At 63.0% G+C, this 20,103-nt stretch carries 19 protein-coding genes; 11 read left to right on the top strand and 8 right to left on the bottom strand.

Going from position 1 to position 20,103, the window contains the following annotated elements:
- Positions 1–132 precede the first annotated feature (132 nt).
- The 3 genes from P0D89_RS16315 to P0D89_RS16305 all read left to right on the top strand — a co-directional run bounded on the left by P0D89_RS16315 (position 133) and on the right by P0D89_RS16305 (position 4,244).
- Positions 133–810: a FadR/GntR family transcriptional regulator gene (locus P0D89_RS16315; RefSeq protein ID WP_408359034.1), complete on the top strand. Its 678-nt coding sequence runs from the start codon at positions 133–135 to the stop codon at positions 808–810.
- Between the two features lie 436 nt (positions 811–1,246).
- Positions 1,247–2,659, top strand: a complete 1,413-nt coding sequence (locus P0D89_RS16310; RefSeq protein ID WP_408376921.1) for a DUF2252 domain-containing protein — start codon at positions 1,247–1,249, stop codon at positions 2,657–2,659.
- 31 nt (positions 2,660–2,690) lie between these two features.
- Positions 2,691–4,244, top strand: coding sequence for a phospholipase D family protein (locus P0D89_RS16305; RefSeq protein ID WP_408359038.1), 1,554 nt, complete (start codon positions 2,691–2,693; stop codon positions 4,242–4,244).
- Here the strand turns inward: P0D89_RS16305 and P0D89_RS16300 are convergent.
- Positions 4,239–4,988: a hypothetical protein gene (locus P0D89_RS16300; RefSeq protein ID WP_408359040.1), complete on the bottom strand. Its 750-nt coding sequence runs from the start codon at positions 4,986–4,988 to the stop codon at positions 4,239–4,241. The two genes, P0D89_RS16305 and P0D89_RS16300, sit on opposite strands and share 6 nt — an antisense overlap.
- 351 nt (positions 4,989–5,339) lie before the next feature.
- Here P0D89_RS16300 and P0D89_RS16295 point away from each other — a divergent pair, with 351 nt between their 5' ends.
- Positions 5,340–6,845: a phospholipase D family protein gene (locus P0D89_RS16295; protein ID WP_408359115.1), complete on the top strand. Its 1,506-nt coding sequence runs from the start codon at positions 5,340–5,342 to the stop codon at positions 6,843–6,845.
- Positions 6,846–7,054: 209 nt separating this feature from the next.
- Entirely contained in the window at positions 7,055–8,521 is a 1,467-nt protein-coding gene (locus P0D89_RS16290) for a metal-dependent hydrolase family protein (RefSeq protein WP_408359042.1), read from the top strand.
- A 96-nt stretch (positions 8,522–8,617) separates the two neighbouring features.
- Here the strand turns inward: P0D89_RS16290 and P0D89_RS16285 are convergent, their stop codons facing one another.
- A complete protein-coding gene (locus P0D89_RS16285) occupies positions 8,618–9,172 on the bottom strand; it encodes a hypothetical protein (protein ID WP_408359044.1) in 555 nt (184 codons plus the stop codon).
- Between the two features lie 185 nt (positions 9,173–9,357).
- Positions 9,358–9,738, bottom strand: coding sequence for an SHOCT domain-containing protein (locus tag P0D89_RS16280; RefSeq protein ID WP_408359045.1), 381 nt, complete (start codon positions 9,736–9,738; stop codon positions 9,358–9,360).
- Between the two features lie 68 nt (positions 9,739–9,806).
- Here P0D89_RS16280 and P0D89_RS16275 point away from each other — a divergent pair, with 68 nt between their 5' ends.
- The gene (locus tag P0D89_RS16275; RefSeq protein ID WP_408359047.1) at positions 9,807–10,061 is read left to right on the top strand and encodes a hypothetical protein; all 255 of its coding nucleotides are present in this window, start codon (positions 9,807–9,809) and stop codon (positions 10,059–10,061) included.
- Here P0D89_RS16275 and P0D89_RS16270 read toward each other — a convergent pair.
- Positions 10,050–10,964 (bottom strand): LysR family transcriptional regulator, encoded by a 915-nt coding sequence (locus P0D89_RS16270; RefSeq protein WP_408359049.1) that lies wholly within the window; start codon positions 10,962–10,964, stop codon positions 10,050–10,052. The two genes, P0D89_RS16275 and P0D89_RS16270, sit on opposite strands and share 12 nt — an antisense overlap.
- A 222-nt stretch (positions 10,965–11,186) precedes the next feature.
- Here P0D89_RS16270 and P0D89_RS16265 point away from each other — a divergent pair, with 222 nt between their 5' ends.
- From P0D89_RS16265 to P0D89_RS16250, 4 genes are read left to right on the top strand one after another with little or no spacing between them, the layout of a single operon-like run.
- The gene (locus P0D89_RS16265) at positions 11,187–12,518 is read left to right on the top strand and encodes an MFS transporter (protein WP_408359051.1); all 1,332 of its coding nucleotides are present in this window, start codon (positions 11,187–11,189) and stop codon (positions 12,516–12,518) included.
- A 19-nt stretch (positions 12,519–12,537) separates the two neighbouring features.
- Positions 12,538–13,278: an SDR family NAD(P)-dependent oxidoreductase gene (locus tag P0D89_RS16260; protein ID WP_408359053.1), complete on the top strand. Its 741-nt coding sequence runs from the start codon at positions 12,538–12,540 to the stop codon at positions 13,276–13,278.
- On the top strand, positions 13,275–14,135 hold the full coding sequence (locus P0D89_RS16255) for a sugar phosphate isomerase/epimerase family protein (protein ID WP_408376914.1): 861 nt from the start codon (positions 13,275–13,277) through the stop codon (positions 14,133–14,135). The genes P0D89_RS16260 and P0D89_RS16255 overlap by 4 nt, the downstream gene beginning before the upstream one ends.
- Positions 14,132–14,980, top strand: a complete 849-nt coding sequence (locus P0D89_RS16250; RefSeq protein WP_408359057.1) for an amidohydrolase family protein — start codon at positions 14,132–14,134, stop codon at positions 14,978–14,980. The genes P0D89_RS16255 and P0D89_RS16250 overlap by 4 nt, the downstream gene beginning before the upstream one ends.
- 214 nt (positions 14,981–15,194) lie before the next feature.
- Here P0D89_RS16250 and P0D89_RS16245 read toward each other — a convergent pair whose 3' ends face one another.
- The 4 genes from P0D89_RS16245 to P0D89_RS16230 form a co-directional block, all read right to left on the bottom strand.
- Positions 15,195–16,847, bottom strand: coding sequence for an FAD-dependent oxidoreductase (locus tag P0D89_RS16245; RefSeq protein ID WP_408359059.1), 1,653 nt, complete (start codon positions 16,845–16,847; stop codon positions 15,195–15,197).
- A gap of 328 nt (positions 16,848–17,175) precedes the next feature.
- The gene (locus tag P0D89_RS16240; protein WP_408359061.1) at positions 17,176–18,315 is read right to left on the bottom strand and encodes an FUSC family protein; all 1,140 of its coding nucleotides are present in this window, start codon (positions 18,313–18,315) and stop codon (positions 17,176–17,178) included.
- Positions 18,316–18,605: 290 nt separating this feature from the next.
- Entirely contained in the window at positions 18,606–18,809 is a 204-nt protein-coding gene (locus P0D89_RS16235) for a hypothetical protein (protein ID WP_149674847.1), read from the bottom strand.
- Between the two features lie 28 nt (positions 18,810–18,837).
- Entirely contained in the window at positions 18,838–19,131 is a 294-nt protein-coding gene (locus P0D89_RS16230; RefSeq protein WP_408359063.1) for a GYD domain-containing protein, read from the bottom strand.
- A 212-nt stretch (positions 19,132–19,343) separates the two neighbouring features.
- On the opposite strand from P0D89_RS16230, the gene P0D89_RS16225 reads away from it, so the two are divergent.
- Complete coding sequence (locus P0D89_RS16225; RefSeq protein WP_408359065.1) at positions 19,344–20,081, top strand: protein-L-isoaspartate(D-aspartate) O-methyltransferase; 738 nt, start codon at positions 19,344–19,346, stop codon at positions 20,079–20,081.
- Positions 20,082–20,103 lie beyond the last annotated feature (22 nt).

Below are 20,103 nucleotides of genomic sequence, written 5' to 3'. Positions count from 1 at the left end.
GGTGAACTTCATCCGGTGTTAACCCGATATATTCAAGATAGTACAAGATCAAAAAGCGTCGTCAAACGACGTGGCGAGAAACCGCCAGATTCTGCTATCTTTGATACCAATTCACATTGGTTCAGCCGAGACATGGAAAACTCAGTACTGGACGGCATGCGGCAATACATTGCCGATCATCAGCTTCGGGACGGCGACGCGCTGCCGCCGGAACGAAAGCTCGCCGAAGAGCTTGGCGTCAGCCGGCGCGAGCTGCGCGCCGCGCTCGCGTCGCTGGAGGCGGCCGGGCAGGTGTGGCGTGGTGTCGGACGCGGCACTTACCTCGGCGCGCGGCCGCTGAAGTTTGCGCCCACGCTGCGCGGTCTTCGCGCTGGAGCCAGTCCGGCGGACATTGCGGAAATGCGGCTGCTTTTCGAGCCTGCGCTCGCCGAGCTTGCCGCGACGAAAGCGAGCCGCGATGATCTGCTGGAGCTGGAAAAATGCGCGCGCAAGAACGCCGCGGCGAAGAATGACGACGAGTGGCAGCAATGGGATCACCGGTTCCACTTGCTAATCGGCCAGGCCACGCGCAATCCAGCGCTCATCGCGTTGATGGAAGTGATCAACGGCATGCGGGTCAAACCGACGCTGCGCGAGAAGACGGCAGCCCAGACGACGCGCCAGTTTTTCGCCCAGCAGCACCAGGCCATCGTCAGCGCCATGAAGGACCGTGATGGTGAAGCGGCGGCCCGTGCCATGCGCGAGCATCTGTCGAGCGTTCAGGGACGCGCGTCCGCGGGACGGGACGATGCCGTCGACGACATTGCCTGACGGCTCTGGATGCAGCTCTGAGGCCCACGGAGCCCCGGAGCGGGTCCTATGGAAATAATCAGGGAGACAAGCTAGAGTTTGAACAGGCAAACGGACTCGTCCGGCACGCAGTCTTTATCAGTCGCTTTCCCGTCTTACTCGTAGAACGCCTTTATCAGATCGCGGCGCATGGGCGCTGCGGCATGCAAGCGTCAATGCAAGGGGAATAACAGATGAGAACGATCGCCGCATTGGCCCGCTGGACTGCCGCAAGCGTGTTCACCCACTCCCTTCCAGGCCGCGCAATGCCGGGCCTCTGCGCGTCGTCCCACGGCGGCGCGCCGGCCATTGCCCAAACGTTCCGACCACCCACGCCCAAAGCTAATGCCGCTCTGATCCGCGCTTTGTCGCGCGGCTTTCGGGCAGGTTGCCTCGCCGCATTAGCCGGGAGCAAATGATGACGCCGTCCGATTTGCTCACGGAGCGCCGCGAACTGGGCCGCTCGGCGCGCAAGGAGACGCCGCGCAGCGCGCATGCCAACATCGGCAACACCGATCGCGACCCGGTCGATCTGTTGCGCGAGAACAGCCTGGGACGCGTCGAAGCCCTCGTTCCATTGCGCTACGGACGCATGCTTGCGTCACCGTTCACGTTCTATCGGGGCAGCGCGATCATCCAGGCGCATGATCTCTCGACGACCGCCAATAGCGGGTTTCATTTCCAGATCTGCGGCGATTGCCACCTGATGAATTTCGGCGGCTTCGCGACGCCGGAACGGGCGCTCGCTTTCGACATCAACGACTTCGACGAAACGGCGGTCGGCCCGTGGGAGTGGGATCTCAAACGCCTGACCGCCAGCCTTTACATTGCGATCAGGCACCTCGGCCACGGCGACAAACTTGCCGACGAGGTGGTTGCGCTCGCGGTGCACAGCTATCAGTACTGGACCGAGAGGTATTCGGCGATGAGCCCGCTCGAACTCTGGTACGAACTCATCACGTTCGACCGACTCGAACGGATCGTGACCACGGACGACTCGCGGCAGCGCATTCGCAACGTGGTCGAAAGAGCCTCGCGCCGCACGCACGACACGATGCTCCCCAAGCTCGCCAGCCGTCGCGAAGGCACATGGCAGATTCGCGACACGCCGCCGGGCATCTTCCACGTGCACGGCAAGACCACGCTTTTCACGCACGACGACGACTGGCTCGGCCTCGGCGACTGGCGCAAGCTGATGGGGCCGATCTACAAGCACTATCTGAAGTCCCTCGGCGAGGTGCGGGGCAATCTGCTCGCGCACTTCGAGATGCAGGATGTCGCGTTCAAGGTGGTCGGCGTCGGCAGCGTCGGCACGCGATGTCTGATTCTGTTGATGGTCGATCCCCACGAGAAGCCGCTCTTCATCCAGTTCAAGGAAGCGTCGACCTCGGTCATCTCGCGATATTTCGACGCGCCGGCGCCGAAGCATCACGGCCACCGCGTGGTCCACGGCCAGCGGCTCATGCAGGGCGCGAGCGATCCGTTCCTGGGCTGGACCTCGGGCCCGTTCGGGCGAACCATTTACGGGCGCCAACTGCGCGACATGAAGATCTCGGCCACGCTCGAACTGTTTGAGAAAGATACGTTCCGCGAGTACGCAGGCCTATGCGGATGGGTGCTCGCGCGAGCGCACGCGAAAGCGGGTGGACAGGCCACGGAAGTGGCCGGCTATCTGGGTAGTGGCGACCAGATGGCGGAAGCGCTCGTCAGCTATTCACGCGCTTACGCCGACCAGGTGGAACAGGACTACGAGAAGTTCCGCCACGCGTGCCGCAACGGTCAACTCGAAGCGCGCACCGATGCCGACATGGCGGCTGATTTCGCCGCGTGAAGTTGGCGGCATAAGGGTCTGGAGTTCTGCTATGGCAAAGTTGCGCGTGGTCTTCGCGGTCCTGCTGCTGGCGCTGTTGTCGGCTTGCGTGGGTTTGCCGCCGCAGACGGGCCGCATCGAAACGCACGCGATCGAACCGTCGGACAGCACGCGCCTCGGCGCAGCCTTTACGCCGCAGGAGCGGCTGCACCCGAACGAAACGGCCTTTCATCTGCTGCCCGACGGCGTCGACGCGTTGCTCAGCCGCATCGTGCTCGCCGAGGCCGCGGATCGCACGCTCGATCTGCAGTACTACATCTGGCATGACGATCTGACCGGCCGGCATCTGGCGAATGCGGTACTGCGCGCGGCGGATCGCGGCGTCAGAGTGCGCGTGCTGCTGGACGACCTCGGCACCGGCGCGGACGACCAGGTGCTGCTCGCCATCGCCTCCCATCCGAACATTCAGATACGGCTGTTCAATCCGGTCGCGAGCCGCCGCTTCAAAACGCTGGGCACCGCGTTGGAGTTCAGGCGGGTGAACCGGCGTATGCACAACAAGTCGATCATCGCCGATAACGAAGCCGCAATCGTCGGCGGGCGCAACATCGGGGACGAGTACTTCAACGCGTCGAACGACGTGTCATTCGGCGATCTCGACGTGCTGACGTATGGCGCCGTGGTCCGCAAAATCTCTACCGCGTTCGACGAATTCTGGAATTCGGACGCGGCCTACCCGATCGAGAACCTGATGGGTCATCCGGCGGACCCCGACGCGCTCGCCGGCCATCGCGCGCAGCTGGCCGCATTCATCGAGTCGCAACGCGACACGCCCTACGTCACGCAGGCGAGGCAGCGCTATGACGAAACGCTGAAGCTGCGCGACATCGATGTCTCCTGGGGGAAAGCGACCCTGCTTTACGACGATCCCGCAAAAATCACGCGCTCTCCGGACGATCCAACCGGACATCTGCTACCGCAGCTCATGACATTGAGCATCCAGCCGCAAAAGGAGATGCTCATCGTTTCACCCTACTTCGTGCCCGGGAAAGCAGGCGTCGCATGGCTGCGCAAGGAAACCGGACGCGGCGTTCGCGTCACCATCCTCACCAACTCGCTGGCGGCCACGGACGTGTCGGCCGTGCATGCCGGGTATCAGCGCTACCGCAAAGCTCTGCTCGATGCGGGCGTGCATCTCTACGAGCTGAAACCCGTCGCGTCCGAGGAGTCGCGCGGGAAAAAGAAGTCGCTGCTCGGTTCGTCGAAGGCCTCGTTGCATGCGAAGACCTATGTGTTCGACCAGTCCAGCATCTTCATCGGTTCGATGAATCTCGACCCGCGCTCGATCAGCCTGAATACGGAAATCGGCGTGTATTGCGAAAGCCCTGCGCTCGCCGCGCAGGTGGTCAATGGACTTGAACCGAGGCTCGACCAGATTGCCTGGCGGCTTGAAGAGCGGCCCGATGCCAACGGCAAGACGCGGATTGTGTGGATCGACACCACGGCCACCGGAACGGAAACGGAACTCGACGAGCCCGGCGTGTCGGCCCTCAAACGCGTCGGCATCTGGTTCCTGGGACTGTTGCCGATCGAATCGCAGCTATAGGGATAGGGATGCGCCGGATCGTTGCGACGCTTGCGCGATCAGCAGCAGCGCAGCGCCGGCGAATCCGCTTGCAATATGTTTCAACGCGTGCCCCGCGAGCAGATGACCCGTCAATGCCCATATCTGCCAGTCGAGACTTTCGAAGACCTTCGCAACCCCATAGAAGACGATAACCATGGCCCATGCGAACGGCGCATCGACCTTGCGAGCGACCGTCATGCCAACGACGACGGCGAGTCCGCCGAACTGCAATATCGCATAGGGCCAAAGGCTGTCGAACGCGAGCCAGTATTCAATGGTGCCGAGCGATACGGCAACGAGGATCAGCATCTGCACCCAGCCCACGCGCTGTCTGGTCACCGAGGTCCAGAGCATCGCAAGGATTCCGGCGAACACGATCGTCATCGGCAATCGATCCCACACCAGCGTCGCATCCGAAGGCGCCGCGTGATAATAGGCCGAGCCGAACGCCGTGAGGATCAGGCCGGGGCCTGCGACCACCATCGCGGGAAACTGGAGCGGCGGGCGTGGCGCATGCCGTATCACCCACCAGAAATTGACGAGACCCGCAGCCAGAATGACGAGGTTCGACAGCACGTCCGAAGCATTGGGAAGCATGCCTAGCGAGCGCTCATCGGCGAAGTGATGATAAGACGCCGGCTGCGAAAGCGGCCATACGAACTGCAATGCCGCGCCGATCGCGAAAAGCAGAACACTGCCAAGCAGCAAGCGGGATATCTTCACGTTGCTCGACTCCGGATAGTGCGAAACGCTCGACCGACATCAGGTGAACCCGTTTGTGCGACCGGGAATGACGCGTTGTTGCCAATTCCGGCAATCCGCCAGTCATAGTATTCTGATCACACAATGCAACGCGCCGGATTGGGCACGAGTCGACTGAACAGCCGCCCGTGGCTCATCATCGCTGCGATCTTGCCATGTTTGCCAGTTCACCCGACGTACTCATTGTAAAACCAGACGGATGGTAATGACCTGAAGGAAGTTATGGACCGTATGCGATCGCTGAAACACAAGCCGTTCCATTCGATTCGTCGATCCATCGGCGGGATTTCAGCGTTGCTGCTTTGCGCGGGCATGCTAACGGGCTGTGCCTTGCCATCGCTCGAGAATCGCACGGCGTCGAGCGCGCTGACGCCCTCGCAAGCTGCTACCACGAATCTCGGCCGTGCCGTCGCCCCCGGGCTTGCAACGCATGCGGGCTCCACCGGCATCTATCCGCTCTCCGATGCGCATGTGGCGTTTGCGGCTCGCATGGATCTGATCCGCTCGGCGCAGCGCACGCTGGACATCCAGTACTACATCTGGCGCAACGACCTGACCGGCACCCTGCTGCTCGAAGAACTCCATGAAGCCGCCGATCGCGGCGTGCGTGTGCGCCTGCTGCTGGACGACCTCGGCATCCCCTCGTCTCTCGACCCGACGCTGGCCGCGCTCGAAGCGCATCCGAACATCGAAGTTCGCCTGTTCAATCCGTTCGTGGTTCGCAAGCCCAAATTCATCGGCTTCCTGACGGACTTCCCGCGCGCCAATCGACGCATGCACAACAAGTCGCTGACCGCGGACAGCACGGCGACCATTCTCGGCGGCCGCAACATCGGCGACGAGTACTTCGATGCCACCGACGGGATCGTCTTCGCGGACCTCGACGTGCTGGCGGTCGGACCCGCCGCGGCGGACGTGGCACGAGACTTCGACCGGTATTGGGCGAGTGCGTCGGCATATCCCGTTGAGCGGATTCTGGCGCACGCGGACGCGGGCCAACTCGACGCGCTTGAACGCAAGGCAAAGGCCATCGAACAGGACCCGGCAGCCGAAGCCTATATTGACGCGTTGCGCGGTCCGCATGTCGTGCAGAAGATGCTGGACGAGACGTTGCCGTTCGAATGGGCAAAGACAGAGATGATCAGCGATGACCCCGCGAAAGGCCTGAACAACGCGCCACCAGAAGCGCTCATTTCGCATCAGTTAAGGGAAGTGCTGGGCGAGCCCACGCATGAACTCGATCTGGTGTCGCCGTATTTCGTGCCGGCCGCATCGGGCACGCAGTACCTGACAGGGCTCGCCGCGCGCGGCGTCACAGTGCTAGTGCTGACGAATGCGCTCGAAGCGACGGATGTCGCCGCGGTTCATTCCGGCTACGCGAAACGGCGTGTCGAACTGCTGACCGGTGGAGTGCACCTGTACGAGTTGCGGCGCTCGCCGCTCAGCCATCAGAAGAAAGAACAGTCGCCGGGGCCATTCGGCAGTTCGGGCTCCAGTCTGCATGCGAAAACTTTCACGGTGGATTCTCGCCGCGTATTCGTGGGGTCGTTTAATTTCGATCCGCGCTCGGCGCATCTGAATACGGAGCTCGGGCTCGTGATCGACAGCCCTGAACTCGCCAGCCAGATCGAGGCGACCTTCCTCGCGCTCGTTCCGCAAGTCGCCTATTCGGTGCGGCTCGACCAGAACGGCAAGCTCTATTGGATCGAGCAAAACGGCGACAAGGAAATTCGCCACGACACGGAACCCAATACGACCTGGTATGGGCGACTGGGCGTGTGGATGCTGTCTATTCTGCCGATTGAATCGCTTTTGTAATCGCTTTTGCCATCGATTCTGTAATCGTTTTTGCAGTCACTTTTGTAAGCATCAGGCTGCGACGTATCGATCGTATGTATTTGGAAACACCGCAATCCGATCTTCAGTCGAATAATGGTCAGCGATCGCATTTCACTTTTGATCCCGCCTACCTATACTGTCTACTCGCCGCCGCACGGAAAGTCCAAAAAACTATCTGGAGGAGATTGATGTTCTCTCGCAAGCCAGGCAATCAAGAAGACTCCGCTCACCCGTTCGCCTGCTTCTGCCAGAAGTCGGAGATCGAATTCCTGAATAACCGGATCAGCGCGGATCTTTCGCGGCGTGGCTTCGTCACCGGCATGGCCGCCTCCATGCTGACGCTCGTCCTGCCGAAGCTCGCCAGTGCGCAAACTGCGCCTCTACCCGCCAGCCCCACGCGCCCTGTCCTCTTTACGAACATCAGGCTGTTCGACGGAAAAACCGGCACATTGCGCGACGGTCTCTCTGTGCTCGTGGACGGCAATCGCGTTCACAGCGTGACGCCGGGCAAGCCGACGGTGGCCGACGGCACGCAGACCATCGATGGCGGCGGCCGGGTGCTGATGCCCGGCCTCATCGATATGCACTGGCATGCGATACTCGCCGCGCTGCCGCTACAGATCGCGCTGACCGCCGACATCGCCTTCCTGCATCTGGCCGCAAGCGCCGAGGCCCAGCGCACATTGATGCGCGGCTTCACCACGGTGCGCGATGCGGGCGGCCCCGCGTTCGCGTTGAAACAGGCCATCGACCAGGGAATCATTTCGGGCCCGCGCATTTATCCGTCCGGCGCGATGATCACCTCCACGGGCGGTCACGGCGACTTCCGCTCGCTTGCGGATATCCCCAGATCCGGCGGCAAGGTCAGCAGCTCCGAGCAAACGGGCGGCAGCATCATCGCGGACAATGCCGATGAAGTCCGGCAGCGTGTGCGCGAACAGTTCTTGCAGGGCGCCTCGCAGATAAAAATCGTGGGCAGTGGCGGCGTGTCCACCCCCCGCAGTCCGTTGGACATGCTCACTTTCACCGAGCCGCAATTACGCGCGGCCGTCGAGACCGCCGCGGATTTGGGCACCTACGTGATGGTGCACGCGTACACGCCGCCGGCAGTCCAGCGCGCCATCGCGGCGGGTGCGCAGTGCATCGAGCATGCTCATCTGATGGACGACGCGACAGCCGCGTTGATGGCGAAGAACGGCACATGGCTGAGCATTCAACCATTCGTCAGCGAAGCTGACGCCGTTCCGCTCACCGGGCCCAGCCGTGAGAAGATGCTCGCGGTTTTCGCGGGCACCAATAACGCTTATACGCTGGCAAAGAAACACGGGATCAAAACGGCATTCGGCTCGGACCTGCTGTTCTCGCCCGTGCTCGCCGAGCGTCAGGGCACGATGTTGACGCACCTGCTGAACTGGTACACCCCCGCCGAGACGTTGAAGATGGCGACGGGAACCAACGGCCAGCTGCTTGCGCTGTCGGGACCGCGCAATCCGTATCCCGGCAAGCTAGGGGTGATCGAAGACGGCGCGATGGCCGATCTGTTGCTGATCGACGGCAATCCGGTCGAGAACCTCGCGCTCCTTGCCGATCCGTCGAAGAACCTGCTCGTCATCATGAAAGACGGGACGATTCACAAGAACACGCTCAAGGTGTGAGAACGCGCAATTGCCGGGCAATGCGCGGTGCGCCGAGCACCGTGCAGTTGCGAGCCCTGCGAGAAGTGCCGCTGAGCCACCACGTGATCGAAACCATCAGAACCGCCGGAAATCCCGGTCGCGCAAAGGATCGGGGCTTCGCTGCGTTTCACGCAAAACGCCGCTGGTGTCGAACGAAAAGTTGAAAAGCAGATGCGTGATGTTGTTCTCCACGTAGCGATACGACCAGACTTCGCGTTGCGAAAGTCGGAAAAAGGCGGTTTGCACAGGCTGGCCGAAATTGACCAGCACATCTTCGCGTGTCCATATCCCTATTTGCGCACGATTGAATTCGCTGATCTGCAACACCTGGCGCACGTTCACGATCTTGCCGGATGAGTCGATATCGGCAGCGACTGTCGTCGTGCCCATCGGCTGGGTGGGCCACATGAGCCGCCGCCCGCCATCCGGCAGTTGATGAACTTCGCGCGGCGGCCCCATGCGGGCAATGATCGCCGACTGATCCTGGCCGGCGTGAAATTGCTGCCACGGCTGTACACACCCTGCCAGCGTCAGCGCCGCAACACAGATCGCCGCGGCGCGGCGCACAGGCAACGACGCACGCGCCGCCGGCGCGGTGGAGTCGGCAACACGAGCAAAGAAGGCGAGCATGAGTTCCTCCCGTTACGTCGAGTAGCGCGATGAGCGGTGTAATCACACCCAAAACATCCGCGTCGCCGGTTCCGTTCGCGAGTCACCCCGCACTGCATGAGTGTCGCGGGGTGACGTCCGGAGTGACGCCATTGATCAGGGTCGGAGCCTGATGATCGCCAGCCGCATTCGTGGATGAATTGCGATTACTGCACCAGCCGGGACCTCAGGCGCGAGTATTCCTCGTCCGAGATTGATCCTGCCGCCTTCAACCGCTCGAGTTTTTCTATTTCGTCCGCAGCGCTGAAGCCAACCACCTGGCGCAGATCTTCCCTCATCTGTTTGGCTCGCGCCTGCTCGCGTTCGGCCATGCCACGGTGTTGTGTCAGCAGGTAAGCGAAGATGCCGATATAGGGCAATACGATAAGCAGGATCACCCAGAGAACTTTGCGCCATCCCGATACATCATGACGGCGAAACAGGTCGCTCGCCACCGTTATGAACAACCAGAACCACAGGATGAACATGAAAACGGAAAAGATGTCGGCCAGAAAATTCGGGAATGTGAAACCACCGTCAAAGAGCATTCTTGTTCTCCAGTCATTCGGATTGCGATTGAAAGGCGTAACAAAATATCTACGTATGGTCACCCGCTATGGACGCTCGCGCAGTCAGCGCAGTGGCGCTGGCAATTTACCATGAGAGCGAGTTCGCATTCCATCTTCTCATCAGGCTTTCGCCGATGGATACCTATCCTTTAAACTTTATAGCCTATATCCGCATCGTGACGCGAAGTTTTTTGGCGGTCCTGGTATCTGGCTCGATTGTTAGCACCGCTGTCAATCGCGGAACTGTCAAATCAAGACTTGCGCTGCAACAACATGCGCGCGATGCAAGCTCAGGCCGGTAATGATGCACTGGTGATATGCCGTTTCATCCGTTGCGCCTGCCTGTAGACCGCCTGCATCAGCAGTGCGGTATTGCGCGAAGGCGGAGAGAACTTCGAATAGACAAAAGTCGAAACCAGTTCGAGTTCTTCAATCAGCGGACGGATCACGCAATCCTGTCCGTGCGCTGCGAACTCGTCGACGATCGCGAGTCCGAGGCCGCCTTTCACGAGCGCCATGGCCTGATCGGCACGCGTGACGTCCACGATCGACTGCAGTTCGACATTCGCTTGCTGACACGCTTGCGCGATCATCGTGCCGAACGGAATGTCGCGCCTGAAGAGGATCATGGGTTCGTCCACCAGGTCCGCTAATGCAATGCGCTCCCGGTCGGCCAGACGATGGCCCGGCGGCACCGCGCATACCATCCGGCCGCGCATGAACGGCACCACGTCGAGATGTTCATGTTCCATCGGCGTGGAGGACACCGCGACATCGACGGCCTTGCTCAGCACTTCGAGCGGCATTTCGGCCATTAGCGTGGTGTGCCAGTCCACGCTGAGGCCCGGCAATTGCCGCTTCAATTCGACGATCGCGGGCGCCACGATCGACATCGCCAATGACGGACTGCAGGACACGCGCAGCAGGCTCGCGGGTCCGAGTGACAACGCCCGCGCAAACTCATCCACGCGCAACGCCGCCTGATACACCTGCTCGACTTCCCTGAAAAGCGCCTGCGCCTCCGCCGTCGGCACGAGCCTGCCCTTGGCGCGTTCGAACAGACGCAGCCCCAACGTGGTCTCGGTGTGAGCAACGAGCTTGCTGACCGCGGGTTGCGACACATAAAGCATCTTCGACGCCGCATTGATCGAGCCGGTCAGCATGACCGCCCGAAACACCTCCATCTGCCTGAGCTTGAACCGCATGCGGCCTCCAGAACCCGTATCCGTCGGTATTAACTAAAAGTTATAGGGTAACTGAAACTCGGCATACGACAGCCGGACGACATCTATCTAGTATCTGCTTACAGGGAGACAGCCCTCCCGAACTGCCCGCCGGGCACCGCTTCGCCTCGCGTGAAGCGCAACTCGACATGGGCAAACCGGCGAGCCGTGAAGTCCGCCGACAAGCAAAATGAAGGAGACACGATGAATCAGGCAACCAGGTCAGGCGTCGCGGCAATCGACGCCGGCATCAGCGCGCGGCGCACGCGCACCCGCTTCGGCATCCTCGCGCTGCTGGCGGTCGGCACGATGATCAACTATCTGGACCGCAGCGTCGCCGGCATTGCCGCGCCGAGCATGAGCCACGAACTCGGCCTCAATCCGGCGTTGATGGGCGTGATCTTTTCCGCGTTTTCGTGGACCTACACGGCGGCGCAGATTCCCGGCGGCGTGATGCTGGACCGCGTCGGCACCCGCTGGACGTATTTCTTCGCGCTGACGCTCTGGTCGTTGTTTACGGGATTGCAAGGGCTCGCGGCCGGCTTCGTATCGCTGCTCATCATGCGCTTGCTGATCGGCGTCGCGGAAGCACCGTGCTTTCCCACCAACAGCCGCGTGGTCGCCGTGTGGTTTCCGCAGAGCGAGCGCGCCCGCGCGACGGGCGTCTACACCTTCGCGGAGTATGTCGGGCTGGCTTTCCTGAGTCCATTGCTGTTCTGGCTGCAGCAGGAATATGGATGGCGCGCGCTGTTCGGCATCGTCGGGACCGTCGGGGTCGTGTTCGCGTGGGTGTGGCTCGCGCGCTTTCACGAGCCGCATCTGTCGAAGCGCGCGAACGCGGCCGAACTCGATTACATCGCCGTTGGCGGCGGCGTCGTGGACGGCAGCCAGCAGGCGACGCGCTTTCGCTGGTCGGACCTCGGCGCGCTGCTCAAGCGGCGCAGCATGCTGGGCATCTGTCTCGGCCAGTTCGCATGCAACTCCACCAATGTGTTCTTCCTGACGTGGTTCCCCACCTACCTCGTGGCGGAGCGCCATATGCCCTGGCTGAAAGTCGGGCTGGTGGCGGTGCTGCCGTTCATTGCCGCGTCGGTCGGCACGCTCGCCGGCGGCTGGATCTCCGACGCGATGCTGCGCCGTGGCATCTCGCTGAACTGGTCGCGCAAGTTGCCCGTCATCGTCGGATTGCTCGCGGCGTCGAGCATCGTGCTCGCGAACTATGTCGAATCCACCGCGGCCGTGATCGCGATTCTCTGTGTCGCCTATTTCGCGCAGGGCATGTCGGCGCTCGCGTGGATGATCGTCTCGGACATCGCGCCGAAGGGTTTGCTGGGACTCAGCGGCGGCGTGTTCAATCTGTTCGCCAATGCAGCGGGGATCGTTACCCCGCTGGTGATCGGCCTGATCGTCAACGCCACGGGTTCGTTCGTGTACGCGCTGGCCTTCATTTCGGCCGTCACGCTGGCTGGCGCGCTCTCATACCTCTTCGTAGTCGGCGACATCAAACGCATCGAACTGCGCAACACCATTTCTTAACGCAAGGAAACATCGAACAATGACTCGCTCTCTCGACGGTAAAGTCGCCATCGTCACCGGCGCGGCGCGCGGCATCGGTCTGGGCATCGCGCAAAAGCTGAAAGCCGATGGCGCACGCGTGGCCGTGTGGGACCTCAATGTCGGCGACTGCAAGCCGCAACGGCTCGGCTTCACGCCGGACCACATCCAGCAGGTTGACGTGGCGTCCGCCGAGTCCGTCGAACAAGCCTTCGCGGCCACGCTCGACGCATTGCGCCAGGTGGATATTCTCGTCAACAACGCGGGGATCAACGGACCGGTGGCACCGTGCTGGGAGTATTCGCTGGATGCGTGGCAACGCGTGATCGCGGTGGATCTGAACAGTGTGTTCTACTGCTGCCGCGTTGCGATTCCGCACATGCGCGCGCGCGGCGGCGGCCGGATCGTCAACGTGGCGTCGATCGCGGGCAAGGAAGGCGTGCAGTTCATCTCGGGCTATTCGGCGGCGAAAGCGGGCGTGATCGCGTTCACCAAGTCCGCCGCGAAGGAACTCGCGAAAGACAACGTGCTGATCAATTGCGTCGCGCCGGCGATGGTCGAAACCGAACTGTTCAGCGAGATGTCGGACACGCACATCGAGGCGAGCAAGGCAAAAATTCCAATGGGCCGCTTCCTTCAGATCGACGAGGTCGGCGCGATGGTCAGCTGGATCGCCAGTCCTGAATGCAGTTTCACGACCGGCTTCACGTTCGATCTGACCGGCGGGAGAGCTACATATTGAACGCGCCAACGGTCACGCAAACAATCGCGCCGAAACTCGCGGTCGCGCATCTGACCGCGCTGGAACTGGCGCCGCAGGACTGGGTACGGCACGCGGCGCGCGCGGGATTCGGCGCGGTGGGACTGCGGCTCAACCCGACCGCCGCGGGTGCGATCGCGTATCCGTCCCGTACAGGTAGCGACGCGCATCTCGCGCTGCGGCGGCTGCTCGCTGACGAGGGGATGACGGTGCACGATGTGGAGTTCATTCCGGTGCGGCCCGATATCGATGTCGCGTCGTACGCGCCGATGTTCGATGCCGCGGCCGATCTCGGCGCCCAATGCGTCACGGTCTCGGGTGACGATCCCGATGCCGCGCGTCTCGCCGCGAACCTCGCTGCGTTGTGCGAGCTGGCGGCCCAATATGGCTTGCGTGTCGATCTGGAATTCATGCGCTGGCGCCATGTCGGCACGCTGAAGCAGGCACGCGCAACGGTCGAGCGAGCCGGCAGCGCCAATCTCGCGATTCTCGTCGACGCGTTGCATCTCGCCCGCTCGGGCGGCAGCCCCGACGACCTTCGCGCGTTGCCTGACGGGATGCTACGCGCCGTGCAGCTTTGCGACGCGTCGCAAGACGAACCGGTCGGCGATGATGCGACAATCCTCGAAGCGCGCACGGGCCGCTTGCCGCCAGGCAGCGGCGTGTTGCCCCTCACCGGATTGCTGGCCGCACTGCCTGCCGGTACGACGCTGGGCGTGGAAATGCCGCTGCCTTCGTTGCCCGCCAAGGATCGGCTCGAACTCGCGTACCAGAGCACGCGCGCACTTATCGACGTTGCGCGGCGTCGTGATGAATCACTCGGAGCGTCCCGTCAATGAACATCTTCGACGAACAGAAGATCGACTGTCACAACCATGTGTTCGACCCCGCGCGCTTTGCGTATCGGGACGACACCGCTTACCGGCCCGCGCTGCAGGAGATCGGCACGGCTGCGCAGTTCTCTCACCTGATGGACGCGTGCGGCGTTCAGCATGCGCTGCTGGTCGGACCGACCAGCGGCTACCGCACCGACAATCGCTGCATGCTCGATGCAATCGCGCGAGGCGGCGATCGCTTCAAAGGTATCGCGGTGGTCGAAAACGACGTGAGCCGTGTGGAACTCGTCGAGATGAAAAGCGCGGGCGTGATAGGCGCCGCGTTCAATCCGGCGATGGAAGGTGTCGACTCGATGAAGAGCGTTGGCGCCCTCTTTGACACGCTGGCCGACCTCGATATGTTCGCGCAGATCCAGACCACAGGCGACCAGCTGGTCGCGTTGCAGCCGCTGATCGAACGGACCCGCACGCGGCTTCTCATCGACCACTGCGGCCGCCCCGAACTCACGGCGGGCGTCGATCAGCCAGGCTTCCAGGCGCTGCTGCGTCTTGCCGACAACGGCCGCACCGTGGTCAAGATTTCCGGGCTGCAAAAATTTTCGCGGCGCGCCTATCCGTACGAAGATGCGCAAGTGTTCGCACGAGAGCTTCTTCGCGTGTTCGGGCCGGACCGATGCGTCTGGGGCTCGGACTGGCCGTTCCTGCGCGCGCCGCAGCGGATGGATTACGCGCCGCTGTTGACGCTGGTTCAGCGCCTCATTCCCGACGCCGATGCACGCCGGCGCGTGTTGTGGACGACCCCGCGCACGCTGTTCGGCTTCGCGCCTGGCGGCAGCAACGAAGATTGACGGTCCCACGCGACGTGAGCAAATTCTCGTCGTCACTCGGGCAAAGCGCCCGAATACCGCCTCATTGGACAAAGCTGGAGACGCCGTTCGGAACGATCGTCGCGAGCGACATCACGCCCGATAAGGAAACCGGCATCCACAGTTGGACCGACGCGGAAAAAAGCCGGCGTGGCAACACGTCGGCTTTCTTCGTTCCGCCACCTTCCGTTCAGCCTTACCGCGCATCCTGCTGTAGATACTTATGAGCGAACGCAATCGCCATGCTCCCCTCGCCTACCGCCGACGCGACACGTTTCACCGGGCTCAATCGCACATCGCCACAGGCAAACACGCCGGGCACGCTTGATTCGAGCAGGTACGGATCACGGCTGTACGACCAGCGCCCCGCCTTCACGACGTCGTCGCCAGTGAGCACGTAGCCGCGCGCATCGCGTGCGATTTCCGCGGGTAGCCAGCCGGTCTCGGCATCGGCGCCGATGAATACGAACAATCCGCCGCAGTCATGCCGGCGCACTTCCCCGCTCGACGCATCGCGTACATCGATCGCGGTCAGATGCGTTTCGCCGTATGCGCCGACGACTTCCGCTCGCAGTTGCACCGCCACGTTCGACTTGCCGCGAAGCTGCTCGACCAGATAGCGCGACATGCTCTTCTCGAGCGAATCGCCGCGCAGAATGAGTGTGACCATGCGCGCGTGATTGGCAAAGTACAAAGCGGCCTGGCCGGCCGAATTGCCGCCGCCGATCAGATAGACATCGAGCCCATGCGTCGCGCTCGCTTCGCTGCGTGACGCGCCGTAGTAGATGCCCTTGCCGATAAACCGGTCGAAGCCCTCTATCAGCAAACGCCGCCACGTCACTCCCGTCGCGAGAATGATCGTTTTCGCGCGGATCACGTCGCCGCCGTCGAGGTGAACCTGACGATCTTCGACCGCGATCCGCGCGACCGAGCGCGTCACCAGAATCTCGGCGCCGAGCCGCGTTGCCTGCTGCAATGCACGGCTCGCGAGTTCGTCTCCGGACACGCCGTTGGGAAAGCCCAGGTAGTTTTCGATGCGCGACGACGTGCCGGCCTGGCCTCCCGGCGCTTCGCGCTCGAGCACGATCGTACGCAATCCTTCGGACGCTCCGTATACGGCTGCCGCGAGACCGGCCGGCCCGCCGCCGATGATCATCGTGTCGTATTCGGCGAGGCGGGGCTGCGTCTGCAAGCCGAGCAATTCGGCCAGCTCGCGCGTCGCCGGCCGGTTCAGCACGGTGCCATCGAATAGCCGCACCGCGGGACATTGCTCGTCGACCGGACAGGTTCCCGGCCAGCGCGCGGGCAGTTCGGGCGCATCCGGCGTAATCCAGTCATAGCTGATCTGGTTGCGGGCCAGAAACTGGCGCAGCGCGGTACACGCGTTGTCCCAGCGATTGCCGACCATCGTGACGCGCGGCTTGGGCGGCTCGGCCGACAAACCTTGCAGGCCGCCGATGCGCTCACGCGCCAGTGCCCCCATCTTGACGGCCACGTCCGGCGCCGCGGCAGCCAGCTCGTAGTAACGCTGAGCGTCCACACGCATCACACGCGACGGTTCCGCGGCGCGATACGCGCCCGGAAAGGGCGAACTCAGCGCAAGCGGCACTTCGCCGAAGATGGTCCCGGGCAGACGCCAGCCGAGCGTGCGCTCGACGCCGTCGAAGGTCTTGATGACCTCCATCTTGCCGGCGAGCACCGCGTACAGCGCACGCTCGCCGCCTTCGTGAACCGCGAACTCGCCGGCGCACAGATGGAGGTCGGCCGAGGTGTGCGCGAGATGGTCCAGTTCGTCGTCGGCGAGTGCGGCGAACAGCGGGACTGCCCGGATGTCATCGATTGTCAGCATGGTTTTCGTCCAGCAGGCAAATGAAGTGAAGGCCGGTCCTGGCAATGGACCCGAGGTAAGCACAACGCCGTGAGGCTCCCCGTATCGATGCTGCTGGATAGTTATGTGAACGCATACCGCGATGGCGCAGCACGCAGCACGCAGCACGCAGCACGCAGCACGCAGCACGCAGACGGACGCAGTATAGGATGTCTGGATCGGAATGGTTCGCCACGGGATAGCGTTCGCGGCTTCATCGCGAGGCGATCGGGAGTCGAGGCATGTTGCTGCGTGCCTGACGACATCGCTGCCCGACGCGACGATCGATCGCAGGCTCCGCGTCCCTCCTTCACGAGCGCAACGGAAAGATCAGCTTCGCGGCCACCAGCCCGAGCACGCCACCGAGGAGCGTCTCCCACGCGCGCGCGGCGAGGAGCGGTATCGAGTGCACGCCGCCAATCGCCAATGTCACGATCAGCGTAAAGGCAAACGCTCCGCACGCGATGTCGTAGCGTTCGGGCAAGGCCATCGCGTAGACAATCATCGCGACGGCGGCCGCGGTCCACGCGAGCAGCGGCGCGTGCTCGACGAGCGGCAGGCACACGAGCCCCAGCGGAACGCCCACCAGCGTGCCTACGATCCGCCGACGCACCCGCTGCGCCGTGCCGCTAGCCGAACCGGCGACCACGTAGGTGCTTGCGGTGATCGCCCATGCCGACTCCCTGAGTCCGACCGCTTCGTTCAACGCAACAACGACCAGCGCGCCGCTCGCCGCCTGCAAGCCCATGATCAGTTCGGGCGAGAGTCTCCAACGCGCCGGCACGTCGGCAGGTGAAAGCACGGCCGCCGTGGGATGTTCGGCCGGGCCGCTGAGCATGCGCGGAACGATCGACGCCAGCATCGCGATCAATCCCGCGACCGCCACCGCCGGCAGATCGACGGGCGTCAAATGCGCGCCATAGGCGAGCAGCTGTCCGATGTAGATCTGCGAGCCCATCCCCGCGCCAAGCATGCCAAAGCGCTTCAGATAGCCGACCAGAAACGCGCCGCTCACGAGCGTCAGTTCCGCAGCCGCCCTCGCAAGCGGCTGCAACAGCGGTGACAAGACGATGAACATCGCCGCGCCGAGCGCGGCCGCCGCGCACAGCAGCGTCAGGTCGCGGCTGGATTCGGGGCGCGTGAGGCGTGCTTCCGAAACACTTGCCCAAAGCGCGAAGCCGGCGGCCAGCGAACCGACCGACATCGCGCCGGGCAGGTTGTGCATGATGTCCTGCAAGGTCCCGAGCGCGGCTGCGAGACCGTAAGCGGTGACCAGACGCAGCCCCTTGATCCGGCGATGCGTGCCGGGATCGACCCGCTCCAGCCAGGTGATCGCGGACCGCATGGCGGCGGGTTTGCCGGCGCCGCCCGGTTCATTCTGAATACGGCTGCTGGGCGCGCGGTTTTGTCCGTCGGTGTTCGACGCCTTGTCGTTACCGTTGGGGCTCATGTTCGCTTCATGGAATGCGAGTAAGCCGCATTGGAAGATCGGAATCCACGCGGGTCCACGCGACGACGACACGACCCGCCCCCGGACACCGGGCTAGCCGTTCGTCCGGGTGCGGATGCCGGACGGCGCGAATGTACCCCCGCCCTGTGCGAAGCATCACGCCTGGCAAAACCTGTAGGGCTTCACCGCGAGTGGCGCGGTGCGCAATCAGCGCCGCTGCGCATTCGAGGAGTAGCCATGCGTGTGATTTATCGAGCGACAGCGAGCGCCGACACCTGGCCGGCGCGGGCCTAATGATCTGCTGCCAGCGCTTTCAGATGCGCGTCGCCAGCATCTTTCGCGGCGGCACGCGTTTCGTAGGTGCCGTCCGAAACGAGCGAACGCTTCACCTCCCGGCTGCCGAAGTCGACTAGCGTGATAACCCAGACGAAGCCCCCGGTTTGCTCGGCCGTCTGTACGAAAGCTTGCGTGTCGCTCCTGTTGTCCGCATTCATCGTCATCTCCTGAGGAAAGTCGCGCGAGTTAGGGGAGCCGAGCAATAATCGAGCCGATTTCGTCCTTGCTGAAAGCCCGTAGCGTCTGCGTGCGGATATTGCCCGCTGAGCCCAGCGCCAGACCAAAGGCGGTAAAGCTCTGGTCGTCGGCCGCCTCGACGACCGTGACGATGTCGTATTCGCCTAACGTCCAGTAGATCTCTTTCATTTCACAGCCAAAGCCTTTCGCCATCTCCGCCGCCTGAACGGCCCGCTGAGGACTGTTCTTGACCGCGCGGATGCCCTGGTCCGTAAACTGCGCCAGAACCACATAAGTCACCATAGTAATTCCCCTTACGATTGAAACGTGTTGGGACCCGCGCGCCGCCGGCACCGCAAGACGCCATTTCATTTTCCGTATTGACAGGGCCGTCCCGCGCGTAAACTGATTCTAGGCAATCCATTCGCCCGCCACGCGCTATTTGCCCGCATCTGGCGAAGCACTGGAATGCGGCGCGCGGGCAGGCGCGCGCCGGCCGCAACACGGAGGTGGCTATGACTGACTTCAAGGAGGCCCGCGAGTGGATGGTCGAGTGGCAGATCGTTCGGCGCGGCATTGGCAATCCCCGTGTGCTGGCCGCGATGCGCAGTGTGCCGCGCGAGGAATTCGTCGCCGCCGATCTTCGGCAATTCGCGTACGAGGACACGCCGCTACCCATCGGCAACGAACAGACCATTTCGCAGCCCGCGATGGTCGCGTCGATGATCGACGCAGCGGAACTGAGCCCGGGCGACCGGGTGCTCGACGTCGGCACCGGCTCGGGCTATGCCGCCGCCGTCGCCGCGGCGATCGCGGCTCACGTGCACTCGATCGAGCGCCACGCGGGGCTCGTCGATACGGCTCGTGAAATCCTGGCACGGCTGGATATCGCCAATGTGACGGTTCATCTCGGCGACGGCACGCTCGGCCTCGCGGAACACGCACCGTACGATGCGATCATTGCGGCGGCGGGCGGACCGCGCGTTCCCGACGCGTGGTGCAAGCAACTCGCGCTCGGCGGGCGGATCGTCATGCCGGTGGGTCGCGATCAGCACTATCAGCGGCTCATCAAGGTTGTCCGACGCACTGAAGCTGACTTCGACAGGAGCTGGCTCGGCGACGTGAGATTCGTGCCGCTCGTCGGCGAAGACGGCTGGCCCGCGGAGGACGGCGAACCGCGCAATGCGGGCAACGGCATCTGCCGCGGACGGCTCGGCGCAATTGCGCGCGCCGCTTGCATCGGCTGCGGATAGCCGGGCGAGGATGCGGATTCGA

This window comes from Paraburkholderia sp. RL18-085-BIA-A (assembly GCF_046027075.1).
Classification (GTDB): Bacteria; Pseudomonadota; Gammaproteobacteria; order Burkholderiales; family Burkholderiaceae; genus Paraburkholderia.
The sequence above is the reverse complement of the archived record's forward strand: the minus strand, read 5'-3'. Positions and strand labels throughout refer to the sequence as shown.